Consider the following 23,852-nt stretch of genomic DNA (forward strand, 5'->3'; position numbering starts at 1 on the left):
CAGCCCGGTAGCTCGTCAGGCTCATAACCTGAAGGTCACAGGTTCAAATCCTGTCCCCGCAACCAAGCCCAATATCTCAACTTCCCTCGCAAGCATACGCTCGCGGGCGTAGAGTCCTGTCTGCGGAACATCGTGGGATGCGGTCGCACATCCGCCGGTTTGCGCCTCGCGCGCCGCCGGATTATGCTGGGCTTGCACTTACGAGGCGCAGGCTGGAACCGAATGAGAGAAAACGGCCTCGAATCCGTCTTCATGACAATGCGACCGACGCTGCAACGCTTCATTGCAGCGCGCGGGGCCGGTGCGGACGCTGACGATCTGCTCCAGGAAATGTGGGTCAGGGTGACCGCGGCCCAGCCCGGCCCGATCGCCGATCCATCGGCCTATCTGTACCGCATGGCCGATAACCTGCTCCTCGACAGGTGGCGATCGGATATGCGGCGGCGGCGGCGAGACGATCAGTGGACCGAAGCTATTGGAGGTTCCAGATCCGACATCTCGGAACAACCATCCCCGGAGCGGGTACTGCTTGCCCGCGAACGGTTGCAAATCGTGGAGCGGATGCTGGCAGACCTCGGCGATCGCACGGCGTACATCTTTCGCCGCTACCGAATCGATGGCGTTTCCCAGCGGGATATCGCGCTGACGATGGGCATCAGCCTGAGCGCTGTGGAGAAGCATTTGCAAAAGGCATATCGCGCGCTGGTCGACATAAGTATTTCGACGGATGCGGATTTTGCGACAGGGCGCCGTCGTGCCATCGAAGGGGCCAGCGATGCGGCAGAATGACCAGGACAAGCGCGCTGAGGCGATCGAGTGGGTGATCCGCCTGCGCGACCCTGCACGTGCGGACTGGGAGGGCTTCACGGCCTGGTTGGAATCCGATCCATCGCATAACGCCGCTTATGAGCATGTCGCGCTCACCGATCGCGAAATCGAGAAAGCAGCCGTCATCGATCCGGTTGCACCCCGGCCGTCCAATGACAACCAGCCATGCGGTGTTGTCGAGCGCCGTCGCGTACGTTGGTTCACGGTAACTGCGGCAACAGCAGTCGCGGGGGCGGGACTTATGGCGATCGCGCTTTATCCGGTTATGATTCCCGCCGCGGGCTCAGCCTATGCGATCGAAACACGGGTGGGCGAGCATCGCACGGTGAAGCTCGATGATGGCACGCAGATCGAACTGAATGGTGGAACCCGGGTCTCCTTGCGCAAGGGCAATCCTCGCTTTGCGTCGCTTGATCATGGTGAGGCCGCCTTCACGGTGGTCCATGACCCGGCAGATCCTTTCATAGTCGAAATCGGTAATGCCCATCTTCAGGATGTTGGCACGACCTTCAACGTCCTGCGGACATCCGATCGCGTCGAGGCGTCGGTTTCGAAAGGAACGGTCCTCTATAATCCGGGGGCGGAAGCTCTGCGGCTCGATGCGGGCAAGCAGCTGCGCGTGACGGCCCGCGGTGATGTAGCGGTTTCCGAGGTCGACCCCGCAACGATCGCGGGCTGGCGGGAGAATCGGCTGACGTATCGCCATGCTTCCCTCGCCACTGTCGCTGCGGATCTGTCTCGAAATCTGGGTGTCCCGATCAGCGTCGCTCCGGAGATCGCAGGCCGCAGCGTCAGCGGCGTTATTTACCTCGATCGTGACGAGGCGGCGGTGTTGCCACGTGTCGGCGCATTGTTTGACGTCGATGTGACATCGACCGGAAGGGCCTGGCGGCTGACCGCCAAGCCACGCAACGCGCGTCAGAGCTAGGTTGCTCGCCGCAATAGCGAGAGCCGTTCGATATTGTGCCGCAATACCGCCACAAGTTGGCACTATCCGACAAACCGCGAACCAGAGCATCATAAGCTCTGTCAGACGCTGCGGGGTGGGGCTGGGGAGCCACGAACCGATCGTGACCGGGATCGATGGCTATGTCCGAAAAACGTTTGCTTGCCTCGATTCACGACGTCGGCCCGCTTCATGCGGATGCCGTCGATCGTTTGGCCGATCGACTTAGCCATCATCTTGGGGGCCCCCGCTTTGCGATGCTGGTCGTTCCTGATCATTGGGGTCAGGCGCCAATCGCCGAGGACAAGACATTTCACCGGCGCATGCGCGCTTGGCATGCCAGCGGCGCAGAAATCTTCGTGCATGGCTGGTACCATCAGGATCGCAGCCATCATGCCGGAGCCATCGCCGCGATCAAGGCGCGACACATGACGGCGGGTGAGGGCGAGTTTCTGGGCCTCGATCGGGAAGAGGCGCGGAGGCGCATGATCGCCGGCCGGACGCTGATCGAGGATATCATCGGTGCACCGGTCGCCGGGTTCGTTGCCCCTGCCTGGCTTTATGGGCCCGGCGCCCGCGCAGCGCTGGCCGACGTTGGGTTTGTGTTGGCCGAAGATCATATGCGCGTGTGGGCACCGGATAGCGGCGCTGTGCTGGCGCGGGGCCCCGTGATCACCTGGGCGAGCCGCAGCCGGGCCAGAATTGCGAGTTCGCTGGCCTTTTCGGCGCTTGCCCGTCATGCGCTGGCCGGCATGGGAGTCATCCGCGTGGCCGTCCACCCGGGCGACGTCACCGTGCCTTCACTGCTGACCAGTATCGATCGCACGTTTGAGCGGCTGCTTCAAAGCCATCAGGCAGGTCGTTACGCTGACCTGCTATTTGATCGAGACCGAAAAAAATATGCAACGCACTGTGGTTAAAGCGGCGTCGTGCCGTCCTGATGAAGGACAAGGCAATGCGGCGGGAATCAATAGCGTGTCATCGAATTCGTCAGTTGCATCGTCGCGTCTCGTTCCCCTGCAAGTACCAGAACGCAATTGGCAACGCTGGCTCTCGGCGGCGATATCGATCGCGCTGCTGATTGCGATCGTCAGCCAGTTCGAACATCTGGGCTTGGCCCGGCTCCGTGCCGCAATCCCGGTGTCGCTGATGTTCTGGGCTGCGTTCGGTGCCTATTATCTGGCCTTGCCGACGTCGGAATGGGTCATCTTTCATCGGCTGTGGAACTTGCCTGCGTCGGGCTTCGCGGCGTTGTTGCGCAAGCTGGTCAGCAATGAAGTACTGATGGGCTATAGCGGCGAGGTGGCATTCTACAGCTGGGCGCGTCAGCGGTCGGGGCTGACATCGGCGCCTTTTGGGGCGATCAAGGATGTCAGCGTAACGTCTGCGCTGGCTGGCAATCTCGTGACTTTGGTCATGATGGTCGCGGCGTGGCCGCTGCTTGGCGAATTGCATATCGGCGTCGGACCGCGCGAAATCGCGCTGTCGATCGGGGTGATGATCGTCGTGTCAGTGATCGTCGCCTTGTTCAATCGCCGCATCTTTTCGCTGCCGGGCAAGGATTTGCGGTTCATATTCGGCATGCATCTGCTGCGCCTTGCCGCGACGACGACCTTGTCGGCAGTGATGTGGCACAGTGCACTGCCCGACGTGGATCTGTCGCTATGGGTGTTGCTGGCGGCGGTTCACCTGCTGGTCACCCGTCTGCCATTTGTACCCAACAAGGATTTGGTATTTGCCGGCGCGGCCCTGTTCCTGGTCGGCCATGATGGTCAGGTTGCCGAACTGATCGCGCTGATCGCGACAATGATCCTGACGATGCATCTGCTGATCGGCGGGGTTCTGGCCGTTGCCGATCTCATCGATACGGCGGACGCCTGATGACCGGTGTTGCGATATTGCTGGCGGCGGCGGTGGCTTCCAATCCGACGCTTGGTAAGGCGGCGGGCGCCTGTCGGGTCGCGGAACCAGGCCCAGCGATCATCGTCGATGTCGAGGGATTAAAGGATCGTGCGGGCACGCTGCGGCTCGAACTCTATCCCGATAACGATCATGATTTCCTGGCCGATGACAATGTACTCGTGGAATCGGGCAAGACGTTCGCACGCGTCGACCTGCCGGTTCCGTCGTCCGGTCCGGTAGCGATGTGCATCCGTGTGCCGCATGCCGGCACCTACAGTCTGTCGCTATTGCATGATCGCGACGGCAATCTGAAATTCAGCGCATCGACCGATGGCATCGGATTTCCCGGCAATCCGCGTCTGGGCTGGTTCAAGCCGAAGGCCGCGGTCACGAGTGTTGTCGCCGGGCCGGGGCTCACCGGCATCCACATTCGAATGAACTACCGGCGCGGGCTGCTGATGCGGCCGTTGGAGGGCAGATGAAGATCATCGATGTCTGCGCCTTTTACACGCCGCATGGTGGGGGCGTGAAGACCTATATCGATCGCAAGCTGCGCATCGGTGCTGATCATGGCCACGAGGTTGTCGTGATAGCGCCGGGCAAGACGGATGGGGTCGAAGAACGGCCTGACGGCGGGCGGATCATTCATGTCGCATCGCCGCCGCTGCCTTTCGATCGCCGCTATCGCTATTTTGCCGGCGCAACCGAGGTCCATCGCCTGCTCGATGCCGAGCGGCCGGATTTCGTCGAGGCCTCTTCGCCATGGCGAACGGCATCGATCGTCGCGGGTTGGCAAGGAGAAGCGCCGCGCGCGCTGATAATGCATTCCGATCCGCTGGCGGCTTTCCCTTATCGCTGGTTCGGCGGGATCGCGAGCAGGCCGACCATTGATCGACAATTCCTGTGGTTCTGGAACCACCTCCAGCGCAGTTCGATGCGTTTCGACCTTGTCGTTTGCGCGAATGAGAGTTTTTCGGGGCGGCTGAGAGAGGGAGGAATCCAGCGGGTCCGCACGATTCCGATGGGGATCGACCCCGGCATATTCGCACCCGCCCGCCGGGATGCGGCGATCCGCCGCGATTTGCTGGCACGGTGCGGGTTGGGCGAGGAGGCGTCGCTGTTGCTCGGCGTCGGGCGGCACAGCGCCGAAAAGCGCTGGCCGATGATCATCGATGCGTGCCAACGGGCCAGCCTCGAACGGCCGATCGGCCTCGTGCTGGTTGGCGGTGGCCGAGATCAGCCGAAGATCGTCCGGCATATCGGGCGCAACCCCCACGTCCACCTGCTGGCGCCGATCGCCGATCGCGAGATGCTTGCAACGGTGATGGCCAGTGCCGACGCGCTGGTTCATGGTTGCGAGGCGGAAACCTTTGGTTTGGTCGCCGCCGAAGCAGTTGCGTCCGGCTTGCCGCTGATCGTACCCGATGAGGGCGGCGCAGCGGATTTCGCGCGGCCTGGAATCAGCGAGACCTTTGTGCCTGGTGATGTTCAGTCGGCGGCCGAGGCGATCCGCAGGCTGCTCGACCGCGATCGGGAACCGATGCGCAGGCAGGCCGAGCGCGTGGCGCGGGGTGCACGCACGCTGGATCAACATTTCGAAGAGCTGTTTCGCACATATCGATCGAGCCAGCTGGCTCGGCGCCACGCAGCGTGATGCACGGGTGAAGCCGATGCCGCTGCAAGTGTCGACGGCGGCGCATATCGTGCTTGTCCTTCATGATTTTTCGACCGGCGGCAGCGAGCGCATCGCCATCCGCCTCGCCAATCAATGGGCACGCTCCGGGCGTCGCGTGACGATCCTCAGCGGGGCTTCGGACGGGCCGGCGCGCGCATTGGTGGCGGCAGAGGTGACGGTACAAAGTGTGTGGCCGGAAATTCGCCGCAGCATCCTCTCGCGGGTCATTCTCGGCACCGCCATGGCGGAAAATATCCGCAATCTGCGGCCGGATATCATTTTTGTGCCGGGGAATTTTCACTTCCTGCTGCTGTGGGCGCTCGGCCGTGCGTTGGGGGACGAATGTCCTGCAGTTGTCGCGAAAATCAGCAACCCGATCCGGTTTCCCTTCTGTCCGTCTATCGTGGCCGCCTTGCTGGCGCGCGTGATCCGCAAAGGCGTGGCGAAGATCGACAGCTTCATCGCCATGTCGGCGGCTCTTCGGACCGAGGCCGAGCCGGTGCTCGAACGCCCGGACATAAAGCTGATCCACGAACCGAATATCGATCATCTCCAGGAGGCGGCGCCCGATCGCATCGAAGGGCCACCGTTGATCTTGTGCGCCGGCCGGCTTGTGCGGCAGAAGAATTTCCTGCTGGCGCTGCAGGCCTTTGCCAGAACCGATCCTGCATCCGGCGCGCATCTGATGATCCTCGGCGAGGGGGATCAGCGTCGTCGGCTCGAGGCCGCGGTGGATCGGCTGGGCCTGTCCGGGCGGGTGACGCTGGCCGGCCATGTGCCGGCTATCCGTCCCTATCTTCGGCAGGCGCGGCTGTTTCTGCTGAGCTCGCGCTATGAGGGCTATCCCGCCGTGCTGATCGAGGCGCTTGCCGAAAGGGTGCCGATCGTCGCGACCGATTGTTCGGCAGCGCTGGGCGAGATCATTGCGCACCCGTCATTCGGCCGGATCGTGCCGCAAAATGCCGCCGCGCTTGGCGAGGCGATCGATACGATGCTCGATGCGCCGGGCCCCGAAGCCGATCAGGTCGCGATGATGCTGCGCCGACATCAGATCGATCGCGTGGCCCGGCAATATCTCGACCTGTTCGATCGGACGATTGCAACCCGGGCCGAAACTCACACGAGCGGGCGGAAGCAGGCAGCCTAACGCCAGGTCCGCATCCGTTCGACGATGCCCTGGCCGCGCGCCGCGAACGCATCGGCGCCGAAGCGATCGATGACGCGGCGGCGGGCCGCCGCTCCCATGGGGCCCAGGCCCGTCGGGTCGCGCAGCACCGTGGCAAGTGCTTCGGCCAGAGCCGCGGGATCGCCGGGAGGTACGGTCAGTCCCGATCGCCGGGTCTCGATGCTGTAAGGCATTTCGCCGACGGCCGAAGCGATCACGCCCAGCCCGGCTTGCATCGCCTCATGCGCCGCGACGCACAGCCCCTCCGATCGCGAGGGCTGCAGATAGAGATGAAGGTCTGCCAGAAAGTCACGCGGCTTTTCGACAAACCCTGCCAGGCGGACGTTGGCCAGCCCGGCGGCGGCCGCTTGCGCGGCAAGTGCGTCATGCTCGGCGCCATCGCCACCAATGACGAATTCGAACGGCTCGGGCGCTGTGAATCCTCCGGCCTTGAGCAGAGCCAATGCACCGATGGCAACGTCATAACCTTTCACGGGATGCAGCCGCCCGAGGCTTCCGAGCCGGATCGTCTGCCCCGGCGTCCACGCACGCGCCTGCGGGGCATCGGCATCCGCCGCGAAGATCGGCCAGCAGGTGAGGCGTTCGGGCGGGATGCGCAGCCGCTGCGCGGTCAGCGCCGTCACCGATTCGGAATCGCCGACCCATAGTTTCGACAATCGCTGCATCCGGCGCAGCAGCAAGCGATTGGCCGGTTTCAGGAAGGCCGCGTGCTGCCAGCTCACCACAGGAATCCCGCGCCGCGCGCCGACCAATTGGCCCAGCAGGGTCGCGCGAGTGAGCGAGGTCCAGATATGCGTCGGCTGCCAGCCGCGAAGGGCGGTGTCGAGCCAGCGATAGGCGCCGATATGATCGCGTTCGGCGCCGTCTCGCACGTCGACGTCAAGCCCGGCCGCTGCCATTGCGGGCAAAGCGCGGCCGTCGCGGCGCACCAGGGCGAACACCCGCACCTCGGCACCGGCATCGCGCAGCACCCGTGTAACGCCGGGTACGGGCAGCGCTGCTCCGCCGCCCTCTACCGAGTTTATGACATAAGCGATGCGCATCAGCCGGCGCGCCCGGCGGGCGCGGAATGGGCGGAACTCGCACGCCACACGAACGTCGCCAGCACCGCCCCGATGAAGATCGCCTGCACCACCGCCTGCAACCCCGCGCCGGCCAGCCCCATGAAATGAATGAAGATGGGCAGCAGCGGCAGCAGGCCGAGGCTAGACATCAGATTGGCGGAAACCGAGAGCCCCGGCCTGCCGAGCGCAATCAACGCCGCACTGCATGGCGGCGCGATCAGATAGATGACGCGGGCGGCCACCAGCCAGATCATCAGGCTGGTGGCCCCCAGAAAGGCCTTTCCGGCGAGCACCATGATCAGCGGCTTCGCGAACAGAATCACCAGTACCATCACGGGGATCGCCGCCAGCAGCGCGATCCCGATCACCTTGCCGAGTGCGTGGCGCAGCGCCGCGCCGGTCGTGCCGGCGGCGACGAGGCGGGCGAGTTCGCCATAGGCCGAGCTGCCGAGCGTCTGCGCGGGCTGGGCGATGATCACCGTGGCGCGCTGTCCAACCGCATAGAGACCGGCGGCGATCGGGCCGAGCAGCCAGCCGACGGCGAGCGGCGCGATCCGGCCTGCAAGCTCGCCGAAGGTCGTGTCGGCGTTGCTGCCGATCATGAAGCGCCAGATCTCCGGGTTTTCGCGCCGGACCCCGCTGATCGGTCCCTTGTGAAATCCCCAGCCCAGCTCGCGCCAGGCGATCAGGCCGCCCATCAGCCATAAAGCGGCCCATTCTGCCACCGCTGCGGTCAGCCAAGCGATCAGGAACCCTTTCAAGCCGAAGCCGCCGGCCGCCGCGATGATCGCGCCCGCCAGCCGTACGGTCGGCTGGATCGCGCTGTGCGCTGCCAGCAGGTCGAACCGGCGCATCAGCTGGAGATAGCCAGCCGGCGCCGATCGCAGCGAACCGAGCACGGCAAAGCTATAGGGAATGGCAAAGGCCTGTGCGGTCGCCGACCAGCCTAGGTGCGGGCCGACGATCGGCGCCAGCGCCATCGTGACGAGCAATGCCATCACGCCGCCACCGGCTTCGACGACGGCCGTGAAGCGCAACAGCTTGGCAATCCGCTCGCGATCGGCACCGTCGACCCCGAACGCCCCATAGCGGACCACGGCCTGCGACACCGGAAACTCGACAAGGCCACAGACCGTGGCCACATAGGCATGGATCAGGATGATCACGCCATAGTCGACCGGGCCAAGCGTGCGCGCGGCAATGATCATATAGACGAGACTGATCGCGCCGGCGGCCGCCTTGCCGCTCAGCAGCAGGCCGAGCCCGCTATAGATGTTCCGGATGATCGAGCCGGAAGGTGCGTTCTTGTCGCTCACGACCAGTCGCGATCCCGAAGCGCAATATTGTAGAGGCCGCGCCGTGCGAGACGGGGGCCGAGGTAGCGGTAGAAGAACCAGTCCTTCCGGATGCGCGGCGTGAAACGGTAAATCATACGCTCCCACCGCGTCCATCCGACTGTCTTTCGGCTGGAGCGGCGATCCGACGGAAAGCAGATATGATCGGCCGCATAGGCAATGCGGCCCTGGTGAAGCAACCGGTTGATCACCTCATGGTCTTCGAGGACATAGGGCCAAGCCGCGTTCAGCAGCCCGCCGGCATCGGCCAGCGCCTGCACGTCGAACGCCTGGGCGTAGCCGCCGGCATGGCACTGGCTACGGAACCGGCGGGATTTCCACATCACCTTGGCGATACGGCGCCGGGCCGCGTCCGACAATCGTTCGTCATAAAGATCGATCGCCATCACGCCGACGGGTGTGTTCGGACCGGCGAACATCGCGAGGCAGCGTGCGATATAGTCGGGTGGATAGATGGTGTCGGCATCACAGGTCGCGAGATAGCGCGTGTCGACATGCGCCAGGCCGGCCCGCAGCGCATGGAGCTTGCCGGGTATCGGCTCGTGCAGATGAAGGGTCTGGATATCGGCGGCGCGCGCGGCGATGCGTCGCGCGATGGCCGGGCTGTCATCGGTCGAACCATTGTCGACGAGCACCATCGTGAACCGCCGGTCGGTCTGCGCAATCAGCGATTCCAACGTCGCCGCGATGAATCCGGCCTCGTTATAATAAGGCATGAGGATCGTGATCAGCGCCGTCATCGGGGGCTTTCGCAGAGCATCGCGATCGCACGTGCGGCGCGCAGCGACGATGGTTCGTCGGTCAGATCAAAGCTGCGATCGAACATGCGTTGTTGGATGGGCTTGTAGATGTCGGCATGGAGCCGCTGGGTTTCGGCGAGGAGCCGGCCGAAATCGGCCATGTCGTCGACAACCGGCCCTGCCTGCCAATGGGCGAAATTCGGATCATTGCCCGTGTCGAGCGCCTGGCTGTTGAGAAACAGGCAGGGGCGCGGCCGCAGCAGGAATTCGTAGATCTGGCTGCTCACGTCGCCCAGATAGATGTCGGCGCGGTTCGTATAGGCCATCGTCGTCGAGATCCGGCTCCCCAAGTCGATATGGATATTGGGGGCACGGGCGTAGCGCTCCGCGATGCGACCCGGCCGATCGATCCGCAGCCGATCGATCGTGATCACGAACGGACGTTCGAACAACATGACGTGGGGCGCGAAGATCAGCTGATAATCGTCATGTTCGACGAACCAGTCGAGGATCTGCCGGCCCCATCGATACCAGGACGAGAGGTGGGGTGAGGGGTGAGGATTGTAGAGTACGACCGGTCGCCCGTCATCGCGCAGGATATGGGCGGGGCCCGCCGGATCGACGACATCGAACTTGGGATAGCCGGTCATCGAAATCCTCGCGGGATCGACCCCGGTTTCGCCGATCAGCCGCTCGCGAATCTTCGGGCCGGATACGAGGATATGATCGAACAGGGCGCTGGCCTTGTCGAACCCGATCGCCCGATCGCCCGCGCCATGGCGGGTATGGACGATCCTGAGGTGATCGAGCCCGTAGCGCGTCTTGAGCACCAGCGATGTCTTTTCGGCGACGACGAGGATGTCGAGCGATCGAAAGAAATCGAGATTGTCCCGATAGACGAGCAATTTGGTCGCCGGCGCGACCCGTTCCAGCGCCCCGGCGAGCAGCCGGCTGACCGGGCTGCGCAGGCCCAGTTCGATCAAGGTGATCGACCGTCCGATCGCGTCGCCGCCCAATATCCGAACTTCGTCGGACAGCCTGGCATTGGTCGTCGCGACCAGTATTTCCGCGCCCACGCCCATCCGGGCCATGGCCAGCGCGATCGGCAGACTATGCGCGACCTGATGGATCTGGTCGTGATTGAAGAGGAAGCATATCCGCATCGTCGGCGCCTCTGCGCCTGAATCTTGGCAGCTTCAAGGCTGCGCGGCCTGCCCCGCCACGCTGCGATGGCGCGCGTAGAAGATGTAGATCAGCAACCCGATCACATTCCAGAACAAGCACCAGAGCAAGGTTTTCGCCGGCAGGCTGGCGAACAGATAGAGGCAGCCGCCGATGGCCCCGAGCCCGACAGGCCAGCCGAGCGGTGTGCGGAACGGGCGTGCCAGATCGGGCGCGCGGCGGCGCATGATCAGCAGGCACAGGCCAACCGATGCGAAAGCGATCAGTGTGCCGGCATTGGCGAGCGCCGCGATCTGGTCGATCGGCAGCACGCCGGCGAGCACGGCGACGATGATCGCGGTGAGCAGGGTGATCCGCGCCGGCGTCCCCCGGGCCGAGATTTTGGCGAGGCCGGTTGGGAGAAAACCGTCGCGGGCCATCGCGAGGAAGATCCGGCTCTGCCCGTAGAGGAAGCCGAGCAAGACCGTCGGCAAGGCGATGATCGCGGCGATCGCGACGATCTTGGCGACCCCCGGCCGGCCGAGCGTGCGAAGGATCAGGGCCAGCGGCTCGGGGCTGTCGGCAAAGCGCGTGAACGGCAGCGCACCGACGGCGGCCGCTGCCACCACGATATAGATCAGGGTGCAAATCAGCATCGAGCCGACGATGCCGATCGCGAGATCGCGTTCCGGCCGCTTGGTCTCTTCGGCCGCGGTCGAGATCGCGTCGAAGCCGTAAAAGGCAAAGAAGATGATCGCCGAAGCCGCCATCACCCCGCGCGCGACCCCGTCCGGTCCGACGGTCTTGGCAAAGCCATAGGGCATGAACGGATGCAGATTGGCGGCGTCGAAATAAGGCAGGGTCACCGCGACGAACAGCGACAGAGTGGCGATTTTTATCACCACGAGCACAGTATTCAGCCGCGCGCTTTCGCGGGTGCCGAGCATCAGCAGCCCGGCGATCACGGCGATGATGAAGACCGCCGGCAGGTTGATCAGTCCGCCGAGCGCGGGTCCTCTGGTCAGCGCGATCGGAAAGCCGATGCTCGCCAGCAAAGGCGAGGCATAGCCCGACCAGCCGACCGCGACGGTCGCCACGACCAGCGAATATTCGAGGATCAGGCTCCATCCGACCAGCCAGGCGAACAGCTCGCCGAGCACGGCGTAGCTATAGCTGTAGGCGCTGCCGGCGGCGGGCATCATTGTTGCCATTTCGGCATAAGCCAAGGCCGCGCAGGCGCAGATCGCGCCCGCGATCCCGAACGAGAGGAGGACCGACGGCCCCGCCCGATCGGCGCCGACGCCGATCAAGGTGAGGATGCCGGTGCCGACGATCGCGCCGACCCCGAGCGCCACCAGATGCGGCCAGGACAGCGTGCGCGCCATCGGGGTCTCATGCGGATGCGTGACCGACCGATCGAGCGTCTTGCGCCTGTCCCAACCCTTCATGTGCCGCTCCCGATCAATCCCAAGCCTCCACTGATGCCTGTGATGATGGGGTGATGTCCAGCGTCAGCGCGGCAGGGGGAACAGCATGGACACGCGCTTTCGATAGGATCGGTATTGCTCGCCGAACGTGGCGATCAGGTCGCGTTCCTCCAACTGGATGCCGATCAGGATATAGCCAGTCGTCGCTACCGCGAACAGCAGATGCCCCAAGGTCATCACCGGGGCGGCCCAGAAGGCGATCACGAAGCCCAGATAGATCGGATGGCGCACCAGCCGGTAGAACATGGGCGTGCGGAAACTCGGCGGCGGAGCTTCTCCGTTGCGCCGATATTCCCACACCTGCTTGAGGCCGAACAGATCGAAATGATTGAGCATGAAGGTGCTGAGCAGCACCGTCGCCCAGCCGATCGCCGCCAGCGCGTCGATCGCGATGACCGCCGCCGGCGAAGTGGCCCGCCAGATGGTGGCCGGCAGCGGGCGCCATTGCCACAACAGCAAGGCGAGGGCGAGGCTGGCGAACAGCACATAGGTCGATCGTTCGACCGGCGCGGGGATGAACCGTGTCCAGACGGCCTTGAACGCGGGCCGCGCCATGATGCTGTGTTGCGTCGCAAAGATCGTCAACAGCACAAGGTTGATGACGATCGCCGTCGCCATCGGAACACCCATTCCGGAATCAATGCTTTTGGGAACGAGGAGATTAGTCGTAAAACCAATGGCATAGAGAAAAACGAGAAAGAAAAAAATGTAGCAGATCACGCCATAAGTGATAGCAACTATTTTCATGGCTTGGCCCCCCTGCGCGATAATCTATCGCTGTTGCCCGGAGCGGTCAAAAAGGCGCGTTGTGCGCCAAATTGCAGCGAACCAGCGATATTTCGTTCCCCGGAACAAAGATGCTCTTCCGACATTGGGTATGGCACAAAGCGGTCGATGAGACCGTTGCCACCGGATGCCTTCGGGTCGTACGATCTCCGTTCATGTGTGACGTACCATCTGTGTCAGTTCTGAAATTCGCCGACACGAAAACCGGATAGACCCAGAGCATGACGCGCAGCCGAAACATTTCCCGATCGATCGGCGATCTCGCCCGCGGCGCCGTTCCGTGTCTGCTGCTGGCCGGATGCAATGTCGGCCCGAATTATCACGCCCCCTCGACGGCGGCGCTGAAGGTGCCTGCAGGTTTCCGTGCGGCGACTGATATGCGCACGGGATCGATGGCTGCCGAGCCGGTTGATCTCGCGCGGTGGTGGCAGGGATTCGAGGATCCGGTGCTGACCGGGCTGGTCGATCGTGCCTTTGCCGCCAATCTCGATATCGACGCAGCGGGCGCCCGGCTGCGGCAGGCGCGGGCAACGGTGCGCGGCACCTTGGGGACGGCTTTGCCCTCGGCTTCGACGGGCGGATCGGTCAATCGTACCATCGGTAATCAGAGCAGCACTTTCATTGATCCGACCTCCGGACAGGCAACGACCAGCGGCGGCGACCGGACGATCTATAGCGGCAGTTTCGATGTCGCCTGGGAGGCGGATATCTTCGGCGGCATCCGCCGATCGATCCAGGCCACACGCGCCTCGGCCGAATCCACCGAAGCGACCCTGCATTTCACCCAGCTCAGCGTCGCGTCCGAGGTCGGCCTGAACTATATGGCTGCGCGGCTGGCGCAGATCCGGTTGCGGATCGCGCGCGAGAATTTGGCGTCGCAGGACGAGACGTTGCAGATCGTCGGCTGGCGGCGTGACGCCGGGCTGGTCAGCAGCCTCGATTATGAGCAGGCGCGCCAGCTTCGCGCGCAGACCGCCGCGAGCATTCCGACGATCGAGAACACCTATATGACGGCGGTGAATCGGATTGCGGTGCTGCTCGGCGAAGCGCCCGGCGCCGTTACTGCGCTGATCGATCCGCCGGCTTCGATCCCGCTGGCACCCGGCATTGCCGCGCCGATCCCGGCCGAGGTGATCGCCCGCCGGCCCGATGTCGCCGCATCCGAACGCGCGCTGGCGGCCGAGGTCGCGCGGATCGGGGTGCAGAAGGCGCAGCTTTACCCGGCGCTGCGGCTGACCGGATCGTTCAGCGGTTCGGCGAGCTCGGTCGGTAACGTCATCAGCGATGGCGTCGGCGCGCTTGCGGCGGCGATATCGGCCCCGATCTTCGAGGGCGGCCAGATCCGCGCCGCGATCGCCGGCCAGCGGGCCTCCACCGACGCCGCGCTGGCCGGCTACCGTTCGACCGTGCTGGAGGCGCTCGAAGAGGTCGAAAATGCGCTGAAAGCACGCGATGTGGCCGAACGACGCGAACGCGATATCGCGATCAGCGCCGAAGCGGCCGGCAACGCAGTCCGCTATGCGCGCGCGCAATATCGTGCCGGCCTGATCGATTTTCAGTCGCTGCTCGACACCGAGCGGGCCTTGCTGTCGAGTCAGGACAGTGCGGCGAGCGCCCGCGCCGATCGGGCGACATCGACGATTCAGCTCTATAAGGCATTGGGCGGCGGCTGGCAGGCTGCGCCGATGCCGGTTCCGGGGCAATATGAAGGCGGCAAGCCCGCGTCCCCCTCTCCCACGACGAGGCCATGATGGATAAGCCCACCAAAGACGCCCCGCATCAGGATCTCGACGCGTTTCTCGGGGTCGAACCCACGTCGCGCCGCGCGATCCTGATCCGCCGGGTGGCGATCGGCCTCGCCGTGCTGGCGGTGGCGGTGATCCTCTGGCGGCTGATCTTCGGCGGTGCCGCGGCCGCCAGTTTTGCAACCCGCCCGGTGGTGCGCGGCGATCTGACGGTGGTGGTGTCGGCAACCGGCAATCTTGCGCCGACCAACCAGGTGACGGTTGGTTCCGAACTGTCCGGCCTGATCGTCGCGGTGCTCGTCGACAATAATGATCGTGTCCGCAAGGGGCAGGTGCTGGCAAGGCTCGATCCGTCGCGCCTGCAGGATGCGGTGCGGCAATCGACCGCGGCATTGGCTTCGGCGGAGGCGAGCCTGAATCAGGCCGAAGCCACGCAGCAGCAATCGCGGGCCGCGCTGCGCCGAGAGGAACAGGTTTACAAGATTTCCGGCGGCAAGGTTCCTTCGGGGACCGAGATGGACGTCGCACGGGCCGATTATGCGCGCGCCGTTGCCGGGGTCGGCACCGCGAAGGCGGCCGTCGATCAGGCGCGCGCGCAATTGTCGTCGGATCAGACGCAGCTTTCGAAGACGATCATCACATCGCCGGTCGACGGCGTCGTCCTGTCGCGCTCGATCGAGCCTGGCCAGACGGTCGCGGCATCGTTCAACGCGCCGGTTTTGTTCACGATCGCCGAGGATCTGCATCGGATGCGGCTCGAGGTGAAGGTCGACGAGGCCGATGTGGGCCAGGTCGCCCGGGGCCAGCGCGCGACCTTCCAGGTCGATGCCTTTCCCGGCCGCACCTTCCCGGCGATGGTCGAGCGGGTCGATGTCGGCGCGAACGCGACCAGTTCGTCGACGTCGAGCAGTTCGTCCTCGACGAGCACGTCCACCAGCGGCGTCGTCGCCTATACCGCGCGGCTGACGGTGTCGAACGGCGACGGCCTGCTCAGGCCGGGGATGACCGCCACCGCCGATATCGTCACGACCGAGCGCAAGAACGTGCTGCTCGTGCCGACCGCGGCTTTGCGATTCCAGCCGACGAGCGACAAGAAGAAGAGCGGGGGCCTGACCAGCGTGCTCGGCCCGCCGCGCATGGCGCGCCGCGGCAGCGCCGATCGCGAGGTGGCGATCGCGCGGGGCAGCAGCCAGACCGTCTATATCCTCGACGATGGCGGCGTGCCGCAGCCGCAACAGATCGTCGTCGGTGAAAGTAATGGCAGCCAGGCGGAGATCATCAAGGGCCAGATTACCGAAGGCGCCGAGGTCGTGATCGGCCAATATGCCGCCGGTCAGGCCGCTGCGGGATCGGGCAGCACCAAGCAGGGTGCAAATGGCAACCGGCAGAATCCGTGATGGCCAGCGTCGTTGCCACCGACGAGACGCTGATCCGGTTGCGCGGCGTCACCAAGGCGTTCGGCGAGGGCGCTACCGCCTTTCAGGCGCTGAAGGGCATCGATATCGATATCCTGCGCGGCGATTTTGTGGCGGTGATGGGGCCATCGGGATCGGGCAAGTCGACGATGATGAACATTCTCGGCTGCCTCGACGTGCCGACGGCTGGAACCTTTCAGTTTCGCGGCTTTCACGTCGAAACGCTCGATCGCGATCAGCGCGCCTTGCTGCGCCGCCGCTATCTGGGTTTCGTGTTCCAGGGGTTCAATCTGCTCGCCCGAACGAGCGCGCTCGAAAATGTCGAATTGCCTTTGGTCTATCGCGGTGAGGACAAGAAGACGCGGCACGATATGGGGATGGCCGCGCTCGACAAGGTGGGCCTGGCCGACTGGTGGGATCATACGCCGGCCGAACTGTCGGGGGGACAGCAGCAGCGCGTGGCGATCGCGCGGGCTATCGTCACCCAGCCCGAAGTCCTGCTGGCCGACGAGCCGACCGGCAATCTCGATACAGAGCGATCGATCGAGATCATGAAGCTGCTGACCGATCTCAATCGCGCCAGCGGCATCACCGTGCTGATGGTCACCCATGAGCCCGAAATGGCGGCCTTCGCGCGGACGATCATCCATTTCCGCGACGGGCTGGTGGAAAAGATCGATGCCCGCCACATGCAGGGCGTGGAGGTGGCGGGTTGATGCTGACAGTTCCGTCCCGCCCCCCTTCCGTCAGCCCCGCGAAAGCGGGGACCCGCGGTTACGACTCACAAGATTCCGGACGACACCGCCGTCCATGGGTTCCCGCCTTCGCGGGAATGACGGTTGAATTGTGGGCGGGCTGTCGCTGATGCTGGGCACCACCATCCTGCTGGCGATCCGCGAAATCCGACGTCATTTGCTGCGGTCCTTCCTCACCGTGCTCGGTATCGTCATCGGTGTCTGGGCGGTGGTGACGATGGTGACGCTGGGCAATGGCGCGACGGCGGCGGTCAAACAGCAGATCGCCAGTCTTGGCTCGAACATCCTCCAGGTCCGTCCCGGCCAGGGCTTTGGCCGCGGCGGCGGTGGGCCGCAGCCGCCCGATTTCAAGATCGAGGATCTCGATGCGATCCGCACCCAGATCGTCGGCGTGGTGGCGGTCGCGCCGCAGGTGCAGTCGTCGGGCATCGCCGTCTATAATGCGTCCAACTGGTCGACGACGATCAACGGCACCAATCGCGATTATTTTTCCGCGCAGGGGTGGACGCTCGCGGACGGGCGCATCTTCTCGGCGGCCGAGGAGCAGGCCGGCAAGGCGGTCTGCGTGATCGGCAATACCGTGAAGACGCGGCTGTTCCGCAGCCGCGATCCGGTCGGTCAGCGGTTCCGGATCAAGAATATCTCGTGCGAGATCATCGGCCTGCTTGTCGCGCGCGGCCAGGGCGGCTTCGGTAACGATCAGGACGATGTCGTGATCATGCCCTACAAGGCGGTCCAGCGGCGGATGACGGGCTCGCGCGATGTGAAGGGCATATTGGTCTCGGTCGACGAGGCGTATGACAGTAAGCAGATTCAGGATTCGCTGCGCACCTTGCTGCGCGAGCGCCGCCATCTGAGCGACGAAGCCGATGATGATTTCAACATCTTCGACACGAAGCAGATATCGGACACGTTGCAGGGCACGACCCAGATCCTGACGGCCTTGCTCGGTGCGGTCGCCGCGGTCAGCCTGCTGGTCGGCGGTATCGGCATCATGAACATCATGTTGGTCTCGGTGACCGAGCGCACCCGCGAGATCGGCATCCGGCTGGCGATCGGCGCAGTCGCCCGCGAGGTGCTGCTGCAATTTCTCGTCGAGGCGGTGACTCTCGCCTGTCTGGGCGGTCTGCTCGGTTTGCTGCTGGCCTTTGTCTCGACGGTCCTGCTCGCGCCGGTGCTGCAGGTGCCCTTCATTTTCGATCCGAAGATCAACGCTTTGGCTTTCTTCTTTTCGGCGGTGATCGGCGTGGTGTTCGGCTATTTCCCGGCGCGCCGTGCGGCGTCGCTCAACCCGATAGAGGCTTTGCGGCACGAATGAAACGAATGTCCTTATCCTCCATCTACCGTCACCCTGGCGAAGGCTGGGGTCTCTCCGGACTCACCGCATGTGAAGGCTTTGGAGGGATCCCAGCCTTCGCTGGGACGACGGCGAAATATTGGGTGGCAGCCATCATGATCGCGGCCTGCGCGTCGGCCCAGGCCCGCAAGCCCGATGTCCCCCCGCCCGTCTGCGCCGGCACGATCAAGACCCCGCTCTTCATCTCGCCGATGGGCGAACCCTTCCGCCCGAAGCCCGGCGGCCCCGATCCGGTCGCGACCTGGTTCGCCGGCGCTGACACCAATCATGACGGCCAGCTCACGCTCGGCGAAATGACCGCCGATGCCGATCGCTTTTTCGCCACGCTCGATCACGATCATGACGGGCAGCTGCTGCCCGACGAGGTCGATGCATATGAGGAAAATGTCGCTCCGGAAGTCCGCCTCTATCAGCCGCGCCCTGCCGACGGCGGCCGAAAGCCCGACAAGGATCGCCCGAACGACCGCCGTAGCCGCCCGTCCGCCCGCGGCACCGCCGATTATGGCGGTGCGATCGGCGCGGGGCGCTATGCCTTTCTCAACATCCCCAATCCGGTCGCCTCGGCCGATGACGATATCAACCGCGCGGTCGACAGCCGTGAATTCCGTGCTGCGGCGGCCGAGCGCTTCCGTGCACTCGATACCGGCCAGAAGAAGGCCCTGACCCTGAATGATCTGCCGAAAACTCCGGCCCAGATTGCCGCCAACGCCGCATGTCTGGCCGCGAAGAAAGCGAAGGCCAAAAGATGAGCCATGTTGCCGTCGTCGATGATGATGCCGATCTGCGCAACCTGATCAGCGATTTCCTGCGCGCGAACGGTCTCACCGTCAGCAGTGCCGCGAGCGGCACCGAAATGGATGCACGGATCTCGGCCGAGCCGGCCGATCTCGTCGTGCTCGATCTGATGATGCCGGGTGAGGATGGCCTGTCGATCCTCCGGCGGCTGCGCAAGCCGGGTGGCCCCGCGATCATCATGCTCTCGGCGATGGGCGACGATACCGATCGCATCATCGGGCTCGAGGTCGGGGCGGATGATTATCTGCCGAAGCCCTGCAATCCGCGCGAGCTGCTCGCGCGCATTCGCGCCGTGCTGCGCCGGCGCGGCGAGGAGGGCGGCCGGACCAATGGCGCGGTGCGGCGCTTCGGGGCGTGGACGCTCGATATGGTCCAGCGCGAAGTGCATCGGATCGATTGCCCGCCGGCGCCGCTCACCGATGCCGAATTCCGCGTGCTCGTCGCCTTTCTCGATCGGCCGCAGCGCGTGATGACCCGCGATCAGCTGATCGCCGCCGGCAAAGGCGTCGACAGCGACGTGTTCGATCGCGCGATCGACGTCACGATCAGCCGCCTGCGCAAGAAACTCGGGCAGGACGATCCGATCCGCACCGTCCGCAACGAGGGTTACATGTTCACGCTTAAGGTGGACGGCGAATGAGATTCGGCTGGCCGCGCGGCGTGCCGATCTTCTGGCAGACGCTGATGCTGCTGATTGCGGGCGTGGCTGTCGTGCAGCTGGTGTCGATCGCGACCTTCCTGTCGCTGCCGCCGCCGCGGCCCGATTATAACCGGCTGACCGACATTGCCGAGGCGCTGTCGGGGCGGAAGCTCGATCGCCCCCCTATGCCGCACATGCGGGGCTGGGGGCCGGTCGCCGCCGATTCGGGGCAGATGCTGCGGATCGATCACCCGTCGCGCGAGCGCGCGCTGGCCGTCAGTCTCGCGCCGGCGCCACCGATAGGTGATCCGAACATGATCAGCGTGGCCGGCTTTACCGAGCGGCTGGCCGGTCAGATCGGCGTACCCGTCGACCACGTCAGACTGTTTTTCGAGCCGGATCAGCATAGCAACATGCCGTTCCACGCGCGGATCGAGCATGAGATCGTCGTCCGTCGCGGCGAACCGATCTTCTTCGATACCGTTGTGGCGGGGCTCCGGGTCGGCAATGATTGGCGGGTCGTCCGCACGCCGCCGCGCGACTGGCTGGCCCCCTGGCAGAAGCGGACCTTGCTGTTGTTCCTGCTGAGCGCGCTGGCCGTGATTCCGGCGGCCTGGCTGTTCGCGCGTCGGCTGACCCGTCCGATTCAGCGCATCGCGGATGCGGCCGACCGGATGGGCGCCAACCCCCAGGCACCCTCGATTGTCGAGGAGGGGCCGGCCGAGCTGCGCGTGACCGCGCACGCGCTGAACCGGATGCAGGAACGGCTGTCGGCCTATCTGTCCGAACGCACCAACATGATCGGCGCGATCGCCCATGATCTGCGCACGCCGCTCGCCCGGATCGCGTTCCGGATCGAGGCGGCGCCTGACGATATGCGGGAGAAGATCCAGGCCGATATCGAGCAAATGCGCAGCATGATCGCGGCGACCATCAGCTTCGTTCGGAATACCGGCCGCATTGCGTCGATCGAACGCATTGCGCTCGAGTCCCTGTTGCGGGGAATCGTCGCGGATGAGCAGGAGCTGGGTCGACCGGTGACCATGCGTGCGTGCGCTTCGATTCATATCCTTGGCGACAAGACCGCCTTGTGCCGGTTGTTCCAGAATCTGGTCGACAATGCCGTTGCTTATGGCGGGAGTGCCGAGATCAGCCTGGCGGCGCTCGACCAGCAGGCCGAAGTCCGGATTTCGGATCGCGGGCCGGGCCTGTCGGACGATATGCTGGAAGCGATGTTCAAGCCTTTCGAACGCGGCGATCCGTCGCGCAACCGTACCACAGGCGGAATCGGACTGGGCCTGAGCATCGCGCGCGCCATCGCGCAGGAGCATGGCGGATCGCTGGTCTTGGAGGCCCGCGACGGTGGTGGCATAACGGCGCTGTGTCGCCTGCCGATTGTCCCCGATCGCCTATAATTATTCCGGCCGGTGTGCGTTCGAACGGAAATTTCGTGCGAAGCCCGGCGTTCGTAACGATCGGGCGAAGTTCAGGTACGTGAGGGTGGTTGTTGTAATTAAATAACAAGACGATATAATTTCCGGATAGTGGCTCGGCTGCCGCCGGAGCCGTGGATGAGAGGATGCCGGCCATGGTCAAGCGCAATCTGCCGCCGCTGACGCTTCATATCCCGGAACCGCGCTTCCGGCCCGGCGACGCCGTCGATTTCGCGGACTTCGACATGCCGGTGGCTGGCGCCGTGGCGCGGCCCGCCATCGATACGGCGCCCGCGGCAATGCGCGACATGAGCTATGACATGGTGCGCGTGCTCGATGATGCAGGCCGGGCGCAGGGGCCGTGGGATCCGCGGCTTGCTCCTGAAACCCTGCTCAGGATGCTGCGGCATATGGCTTTGGTCCGCGCCTATGACGAACGGCTGTACCGCGCGCAGCGCCAGGGCAAGACCAGCTTCTACATGAAATGTACCGGGGAGGAGGCGACCTCGATCGCCGCTGCCCATGCGCTCGATTATGACGACATGTGCTTTCCGAGCTACCGGCAGCAGGGCGTGCTGATCGCGCGCGAATGGCCGTTGGCCGACATGATGAACCAGGTCTTTTCGAACAAGGGCGATCGGCTGAAGGGCCGGCAGATGCCGATCATGTATTCGGCGCGCGGCGCCAATTTCTTCTCGATCTCGGGCAATCTCGCCACCCAATATCCGCAGGCGGTCGGGTGGGCGATGGCAAGCGCCGCGCGCGGGGACACGCGGATCGCTGCCGCCTGGTGCGGCGAGGGATCGACGGCGGAGGGCGATTTCCATTCGGCGATGACCTTTGCCGCGGTGTACCGGGCGCCCGTCATCCTCAACGTCATCAACAATCAATGGGCGATCTCGTCCTTCGCCGGCTTTGCCGGAGCGGAGGCGACGACGTTCGCGGCACGGGCGGTGGGTTATGGGATCGCGGGCCTGCGCGTCGACGGCAATGATGCGCTCGCGGTCTATGCCGCGACTTTATGGGCCGCCGATCGCGCGCGCGGCAATCACGGCCCCACGCTGATCGAACATTTCACCTATCGGGCGGAGGGACACTCGACCTCGGATGATCCGACCAAATATCGCTCCGCCGAGGAACGCAGCAAATGGCCGCTCGGCGATCCGATCGCGCGGCTGAAACAGCATGTGATCGCGCTCGGCATCTGGGACGAGGAGCGCCACGCCGCGATGGACCGCGAGGTCGCCGAGTTATGCAAGGCGGCGCAGCGCGAATCCGAGGCACTGGGCACGCTGCACGACGGGCTCAAGCAGCCGTTCGATTCAATGTTCGAGGACGTGTTCGAGGAAATGCCGTGGCATCTGCGCGAGCAATCCGCGCAGATGCATGCCGAACGCAAGGCGGCGGGGATATGAGGATGCATCCCGCCACCCCAACCCCAACCGTCATCCCCGCGAAGGCGGGGACCCATACACGCAACGTTCGTTCTCCTGCCTCCAAGTCAGAGATTATGGGTTCCCGCCTTCGCGGGAATGACGATTTGGGCGGGCAGATCGCATGACCACCCGCACCATGAACATGATCCAGGCGATCAACAGCGCGATCGACGTCAGCATGGATCGCGATGGCCAGATCGTCGTGCTCGGCGAGGATGTCGGCTTCTTCGGGGGTGTCTTCAAGGCCACGGAAGGTCTGCAGGCGAAGTATGGCAAGACCCGCGTGTTCGATACGCCGATCACCGAATGCGGGATCATCGGCGTCGCGGTCGGCATGGCGACCTATGGCCTGCGCCCGGTGCCCGAGATCCAGTTCGCCGACTATATCTATCCCGCGCTCGATCAGCTCGTGTCGGAAGCGGCGCGGCTGCGTTACCGCTCGGCCGGCGAGTTTACCGCGCCGATCACCGTGCGCACCCCGTTTGGCGGCGGCATCTTCGGTGGCCAGACCCACAGCCAGAGCCCGGAAGGGATCTTCACCCATGTCGCGGGTCTGAAGACGGTGATCCCGTCCACCCCCTATGATGCCAAGGGTCTGCTGATCGCCGCGATCGAGGACAATGATCCGGTGATCTTCTTCGAACCCAAGCGCATCTATAACGGCCCGTTCGACGGCCATCACGATCGCCCGGTCTCGCCGTGGAGCAAATATCCCGAAAGCGCGGTGCCGGAAGGCTATTACCGGATCGAGCTCGGCCAGGCGCGCACCGTCCGCGAGGGCAACGACGTCACCATCCTGGCTTATGGCACGATGGTCCATGTCGCGACCGGCGTGATCGCGGCGACCGGCATCGATGCCGAGATCATCGACCTGCGCACCTTGGTGCCGCTCGATATCGAGGCGATCGTCACGTCGGTGAAGAAGACCGGCCGCTGCGTCGTCGTCCATGAGGCGACCAAGACCAGCGGATTCGGCGCCGAGCTCTCGGCGCTGGTGCAGGAACATTGCTTCCATTCGCTCGAAGCCCCGGTCGAGCGGGTGACGGGTTGGGACACACCCTATCCGCACAGCCTCGAATGGGCCTATTTTCCGGGGCCGGTGCGCCTCACCGAGGCGCTGCGCCGCGTGATGCAGGATTGATCGAC

General features: G+C 64.5%; 22 protein-coding genes. 16 read left to right on the top strand and 6 right to left on the bottom strand.

Annotated elements, in window-relative coordinates; all coding sequences use genetic code 11:
- Nucleotides 1–183 precede the first annotated feature (183 nt).
- The 7 genes from BLS13_RS12600 (at nucleotide 184) to BLS13_RS12630 (ending at nucleotide 6,498) form a co-directional block, all read left to right on the top strand.
- The gene (locus BLS13_RS12600; RefSeq protein ID WP_256325852.1) at nucleotides 184–789 is read left to right on the top strand and encodes an RNA polymerase sigma factor; all 606 of its coding nucleotides are present in this window, start codon (nucleotides 184–186) and stop codon (nucleotides 787–789) included.
- Nucleotides 776–1,756 (top strand): FecR family protein, encoded by a 981-nt coding sequence (locus BLS13_RS12605; RefSeq protein WP_093452592.1) that lies wholly within the window; start codon nucleotides 776–778, stop codon nucleotides 1,754–1,756. Before BLS13_RS12600 ends, BLS13_RS12605 begins: the two co-directional genes overlap by 14 nt.
- 155 nt (nucleotides 1,757–1,911) lie before the next feature.
- Nucleotides 1,912–2,694, top strand: a complete 783-nt coding sequence (locus tag BLS13_RS12610; protein WP_093452593.1) for a DUF2334 domain-containing protein — start codon at nucleotides 1,912–1,914, stop codon at nucleotides 2,692–2,694.
- A gap of 55 nt (nucleotides 2,695–2,749) precedes the next feature.
- Entirely contained in the window at nucleotides 2,750–3,655 is a 906-nt protein-coding gene (locus BLS13_RS12615) for a hypothetical protein (protein WP_093452595.1), read from the top strand.
- A complete protein-coding gene (locus BLS13_RS12620) occupies nucleotides 3,655–4,158 on the top strand; it encodes a DUF2141 domain-containing protein (protein ID WP_176943576.1) in 504 nt (167 codons plus the stop codon). Before BLS13_RS12615 ends, BLS13_RS12620 begins: the two co-directional genes overlap by 1 nt.
- Complete coding sequence (locus tag BLS13_RS12625; RefSeq protein ID WP_093452598.1) at nucleotides 4,155–5,330, top strand: glycosyltransferase; 1,176 nt, start codon at nucleotides 4,155–4,157, stop codon at nucleotides 5,328–5,330. Before BLS13_RS12620 ends, BLS13_RS12625 begins: the two co-directional genes overlap by 4 nt.
- A gap of 16 nt (nucleotides 5,331–5,346) precedes the next feature.
- Nucleotides 5,347–6,498: a glycosyltransferase gene (locus BLS13_RS12630; RefSeq protein ID WP_093452599.1), complete on the top strand. Its 1,152-nt coding sequence runs from the start codon at nucleotides 5,347–5,349 to the stop codon at nucleotides 6,496–6,498.
- On the opposite strand, the gene BLS13_RS12635 is transcribed toward BLS13_RS12630, so the two are convergent.
- The 6 genes from BLS13_RS12635 to mddA form a co-directional block, all read right to left on the bottom strand.
- Nucleotides 6,495–7,580 (bottom strand): glycosyltransferase family 4 protein, encoded by a 1,086-nt coding sequence (locus BLS13_RS12635; protein ID WP_093452813.1) that lies wholly within the window; start codon nucleotides 7,578–7,580, stop codon nucleotides 6,495–6,497. The genes BLS13_RS12630 and BLS13_RS12635 overlap by 4 nt on opposite strands.
- Nucleotides 7,580–8,917 carry a lipopolysaccharide biosynthesis protein gene (locus tag BLS13_RS12640; RefSeq protein ID WP_256325853.1) on the bottom strand — a complete coding sequence of 446 codons (1,338 nt, stop codon included), beginning with the start codon at nucleotides 8,915–8,917 and terminating at the stop codon, nucleotides 7,580–7,582. Before BLS13_RS12640 ends, BLS13_RS12635 begins: the two co-directional genes overlap by 1 nt.
- Complete coding sequence (locus BLS13_RS12645) at nucleotides 8,914–9,696, bottom strand: glycosyltransferase family 2 protein (protein WP_093452601.1); 783 nt, start codon at nucleotides 9,694–9,696, stop codon at nucleotides 8,914–8,916. Before BLS13_RS12645 ends, BLS13_RS12640 begins: the two co-directional genes overlap by 4 nt.
- On the bottom strand, nucleotides 9,693–10,859 hold the full coding sequence (locus BLS13_RS12650; RefSeq protein WP_093452602.1) for a hypothetical protein: 1,167 nt from the start codon (nucleotides 10,857–10,859) through the stop codon (nucleotides 9,693–9,695). Before BLS13_RS12650 ends, BLS13_RS12645 begins: the two co-directional genes overlap by 4 nt.
- A gap of 33 nt (nucleotides 10,860–10,892) precedes the next feature.
- Complete coding sequence (locus BLS13_RS12655; RefSeq protein WP_093452604.1) at nucleotides 10,893–12,305, bottom strand: amino acid permease; 1,413 nt, start codon at nucleotides 12,303–12,305, stop codon at nucleotides 10,893–10,895.
- A gap of 63 nt (nucleotides 12,306–12,368) precedes the next feature.
- Complete coding sequence (mddA, locus tag BLS13_RS12660) at nucleotides 12,369–13,091, bottom strand: methanethiol S-methyltransferase (protein WP_093452605.1); 723 nt, start codon at nucleotides 13,089–13,091, stop codon at nucleotides 12,369–12,371.
- A gap of 260 nt (nucleotides 13,092–13,351) precedes the next feature.
- Here mddA and BLS13_RS12665 point away from each other — a divergent pair, with 260 nt between their 5' ends.
- From BLS13_RS12665 to BLS13_RS12705, 9 genes are all read left to right on the top strand, one after another.
- Entirely contained in the window at nucleotides 13,352–14,881 is a 1,530-nt protein-coding gene (locus BLS13_RS12665) for an efflux transporter outer membrane subunit (protein ID WP_093452607.1), read from the top strand.
- Nucleotides 14,881–16,272, top strand: coding sequence for an efflux RND transporter periplasmic adaptor subunit (locus BLS13_RS12670; RefSeq protein ID WP_093452608.1), 1,392 nt, complete (start codon nucleotides 14,881–14,883; stop codon nucleotides 16,270–16,272). Before BLS13_RS12665 ends, BLS13_RS12670 begins: the two co-directional genes overlap by 1 nt.
- A complete protein-coding gene (locus BLS13_RS12675) occupies nucleotides 16,272–17,006 on the top strand; it encodes an ABC transporter ATP-binding protein (protein WP_093452610.1) in 735 nt (244 codons plus the stop codon). Before BLS13_RS12670 ends, BLS13_RS12675 begins: the two co-directional genes overlap by 1 nt.
- Before the next feature lie 148 nt (nucleotides 17,007–17,154).
- Nucleotides 17,155–18,363 (top strand): ABC transporter permease, encoded by a 1,209-nt coding sequence (locus BLS13_RS12680; protein ID WP_093452816.1) that lies wholly within the window; start codon nucleotides 17,155–17,157, stop codon nucleotides 18,361–18,363.
- Between the two features lie 122 nt (nucleotides 18,364–18,485).
- The gene (locus BLS13_RS12685) at nucleotides 18,486–19,151 is read left to right on the top strand and encodes an EF-hand domain-containing protein (protein WP_256325855.1); all 666 of its coding nucleotides are present in this window, start codon (nucleotides 18,486–18,488) and stop codon (nucleotides 19,149–19,151) included.
- Nucleotides 19,148–19,837, top strand: coding sequence for a response regulator (locus BLS13_RS12690; protein ID WP_093452614.1), 690 nt, complete (start codon nucleotides 19,148–19,150; stop codon nucleotides 19,835–19,837). Before BLS13_RS12685 ends, BLS13_RS12690 begins: the two co-directional genes overlap by 4 nt.
- Nucleotides 19,834–21,252 (top strand): sensor histidine kinase, encoded by a 1,419-nt coding sequence (locus BLS13_RS12695; protein ID WP_093452615.1) that lies wholly within the window; start codon nucleotides 19,834–19,836, stop codon nucleotides 21,250–21,252. Before BLS13_RS12690 ends, BLS13_RS12695 begins: the two co-directional genes overlap by 4 nt.
- A gap of 173 nt (nucleotides 21,253–21,425) precedes the next feature.
- Complete coding sequence (locus BLS13_RS12700; protein WP_093452617.1) at nucleotides 21,426–22,685, top strand: 3-methyl-2-oxobutanoate dehydrogenase (2-methylpropanoyl-transferring) subunit alpha; 1,260 nt, start codon at nucleotides 21,426–21,428, stop codon at nucleotides 22,683–22,685.
- 157 nt (nucleotides 22,686–22,842) lie between these two features.
- Nucleotides 22,843–23,847: an alpha-ketoacid dehydrogenase subunit beta gene (locus BLS13_RS12705; RefSeq protein ID WP_093452818.1), complete on the top strand. Its 1,005-nt coding sequence runs from the start codon at nucleotides 22,843–22,845 to the stop codon at nucleotides 23,845–23,847.
- Nucleotides 23,848–23,852: the final 5 nt, after the last annotated feature.

Origin of the sequence: Sphingomonas sp. YR710 (genome assembly GCF_900101455.1) — a bacterium.
GTDB lineage: Bacteria > Pseudomonadota > Alphaproteobacteria > Sphingomonadales > Sphingomonadaceae > Rhizorhabdus.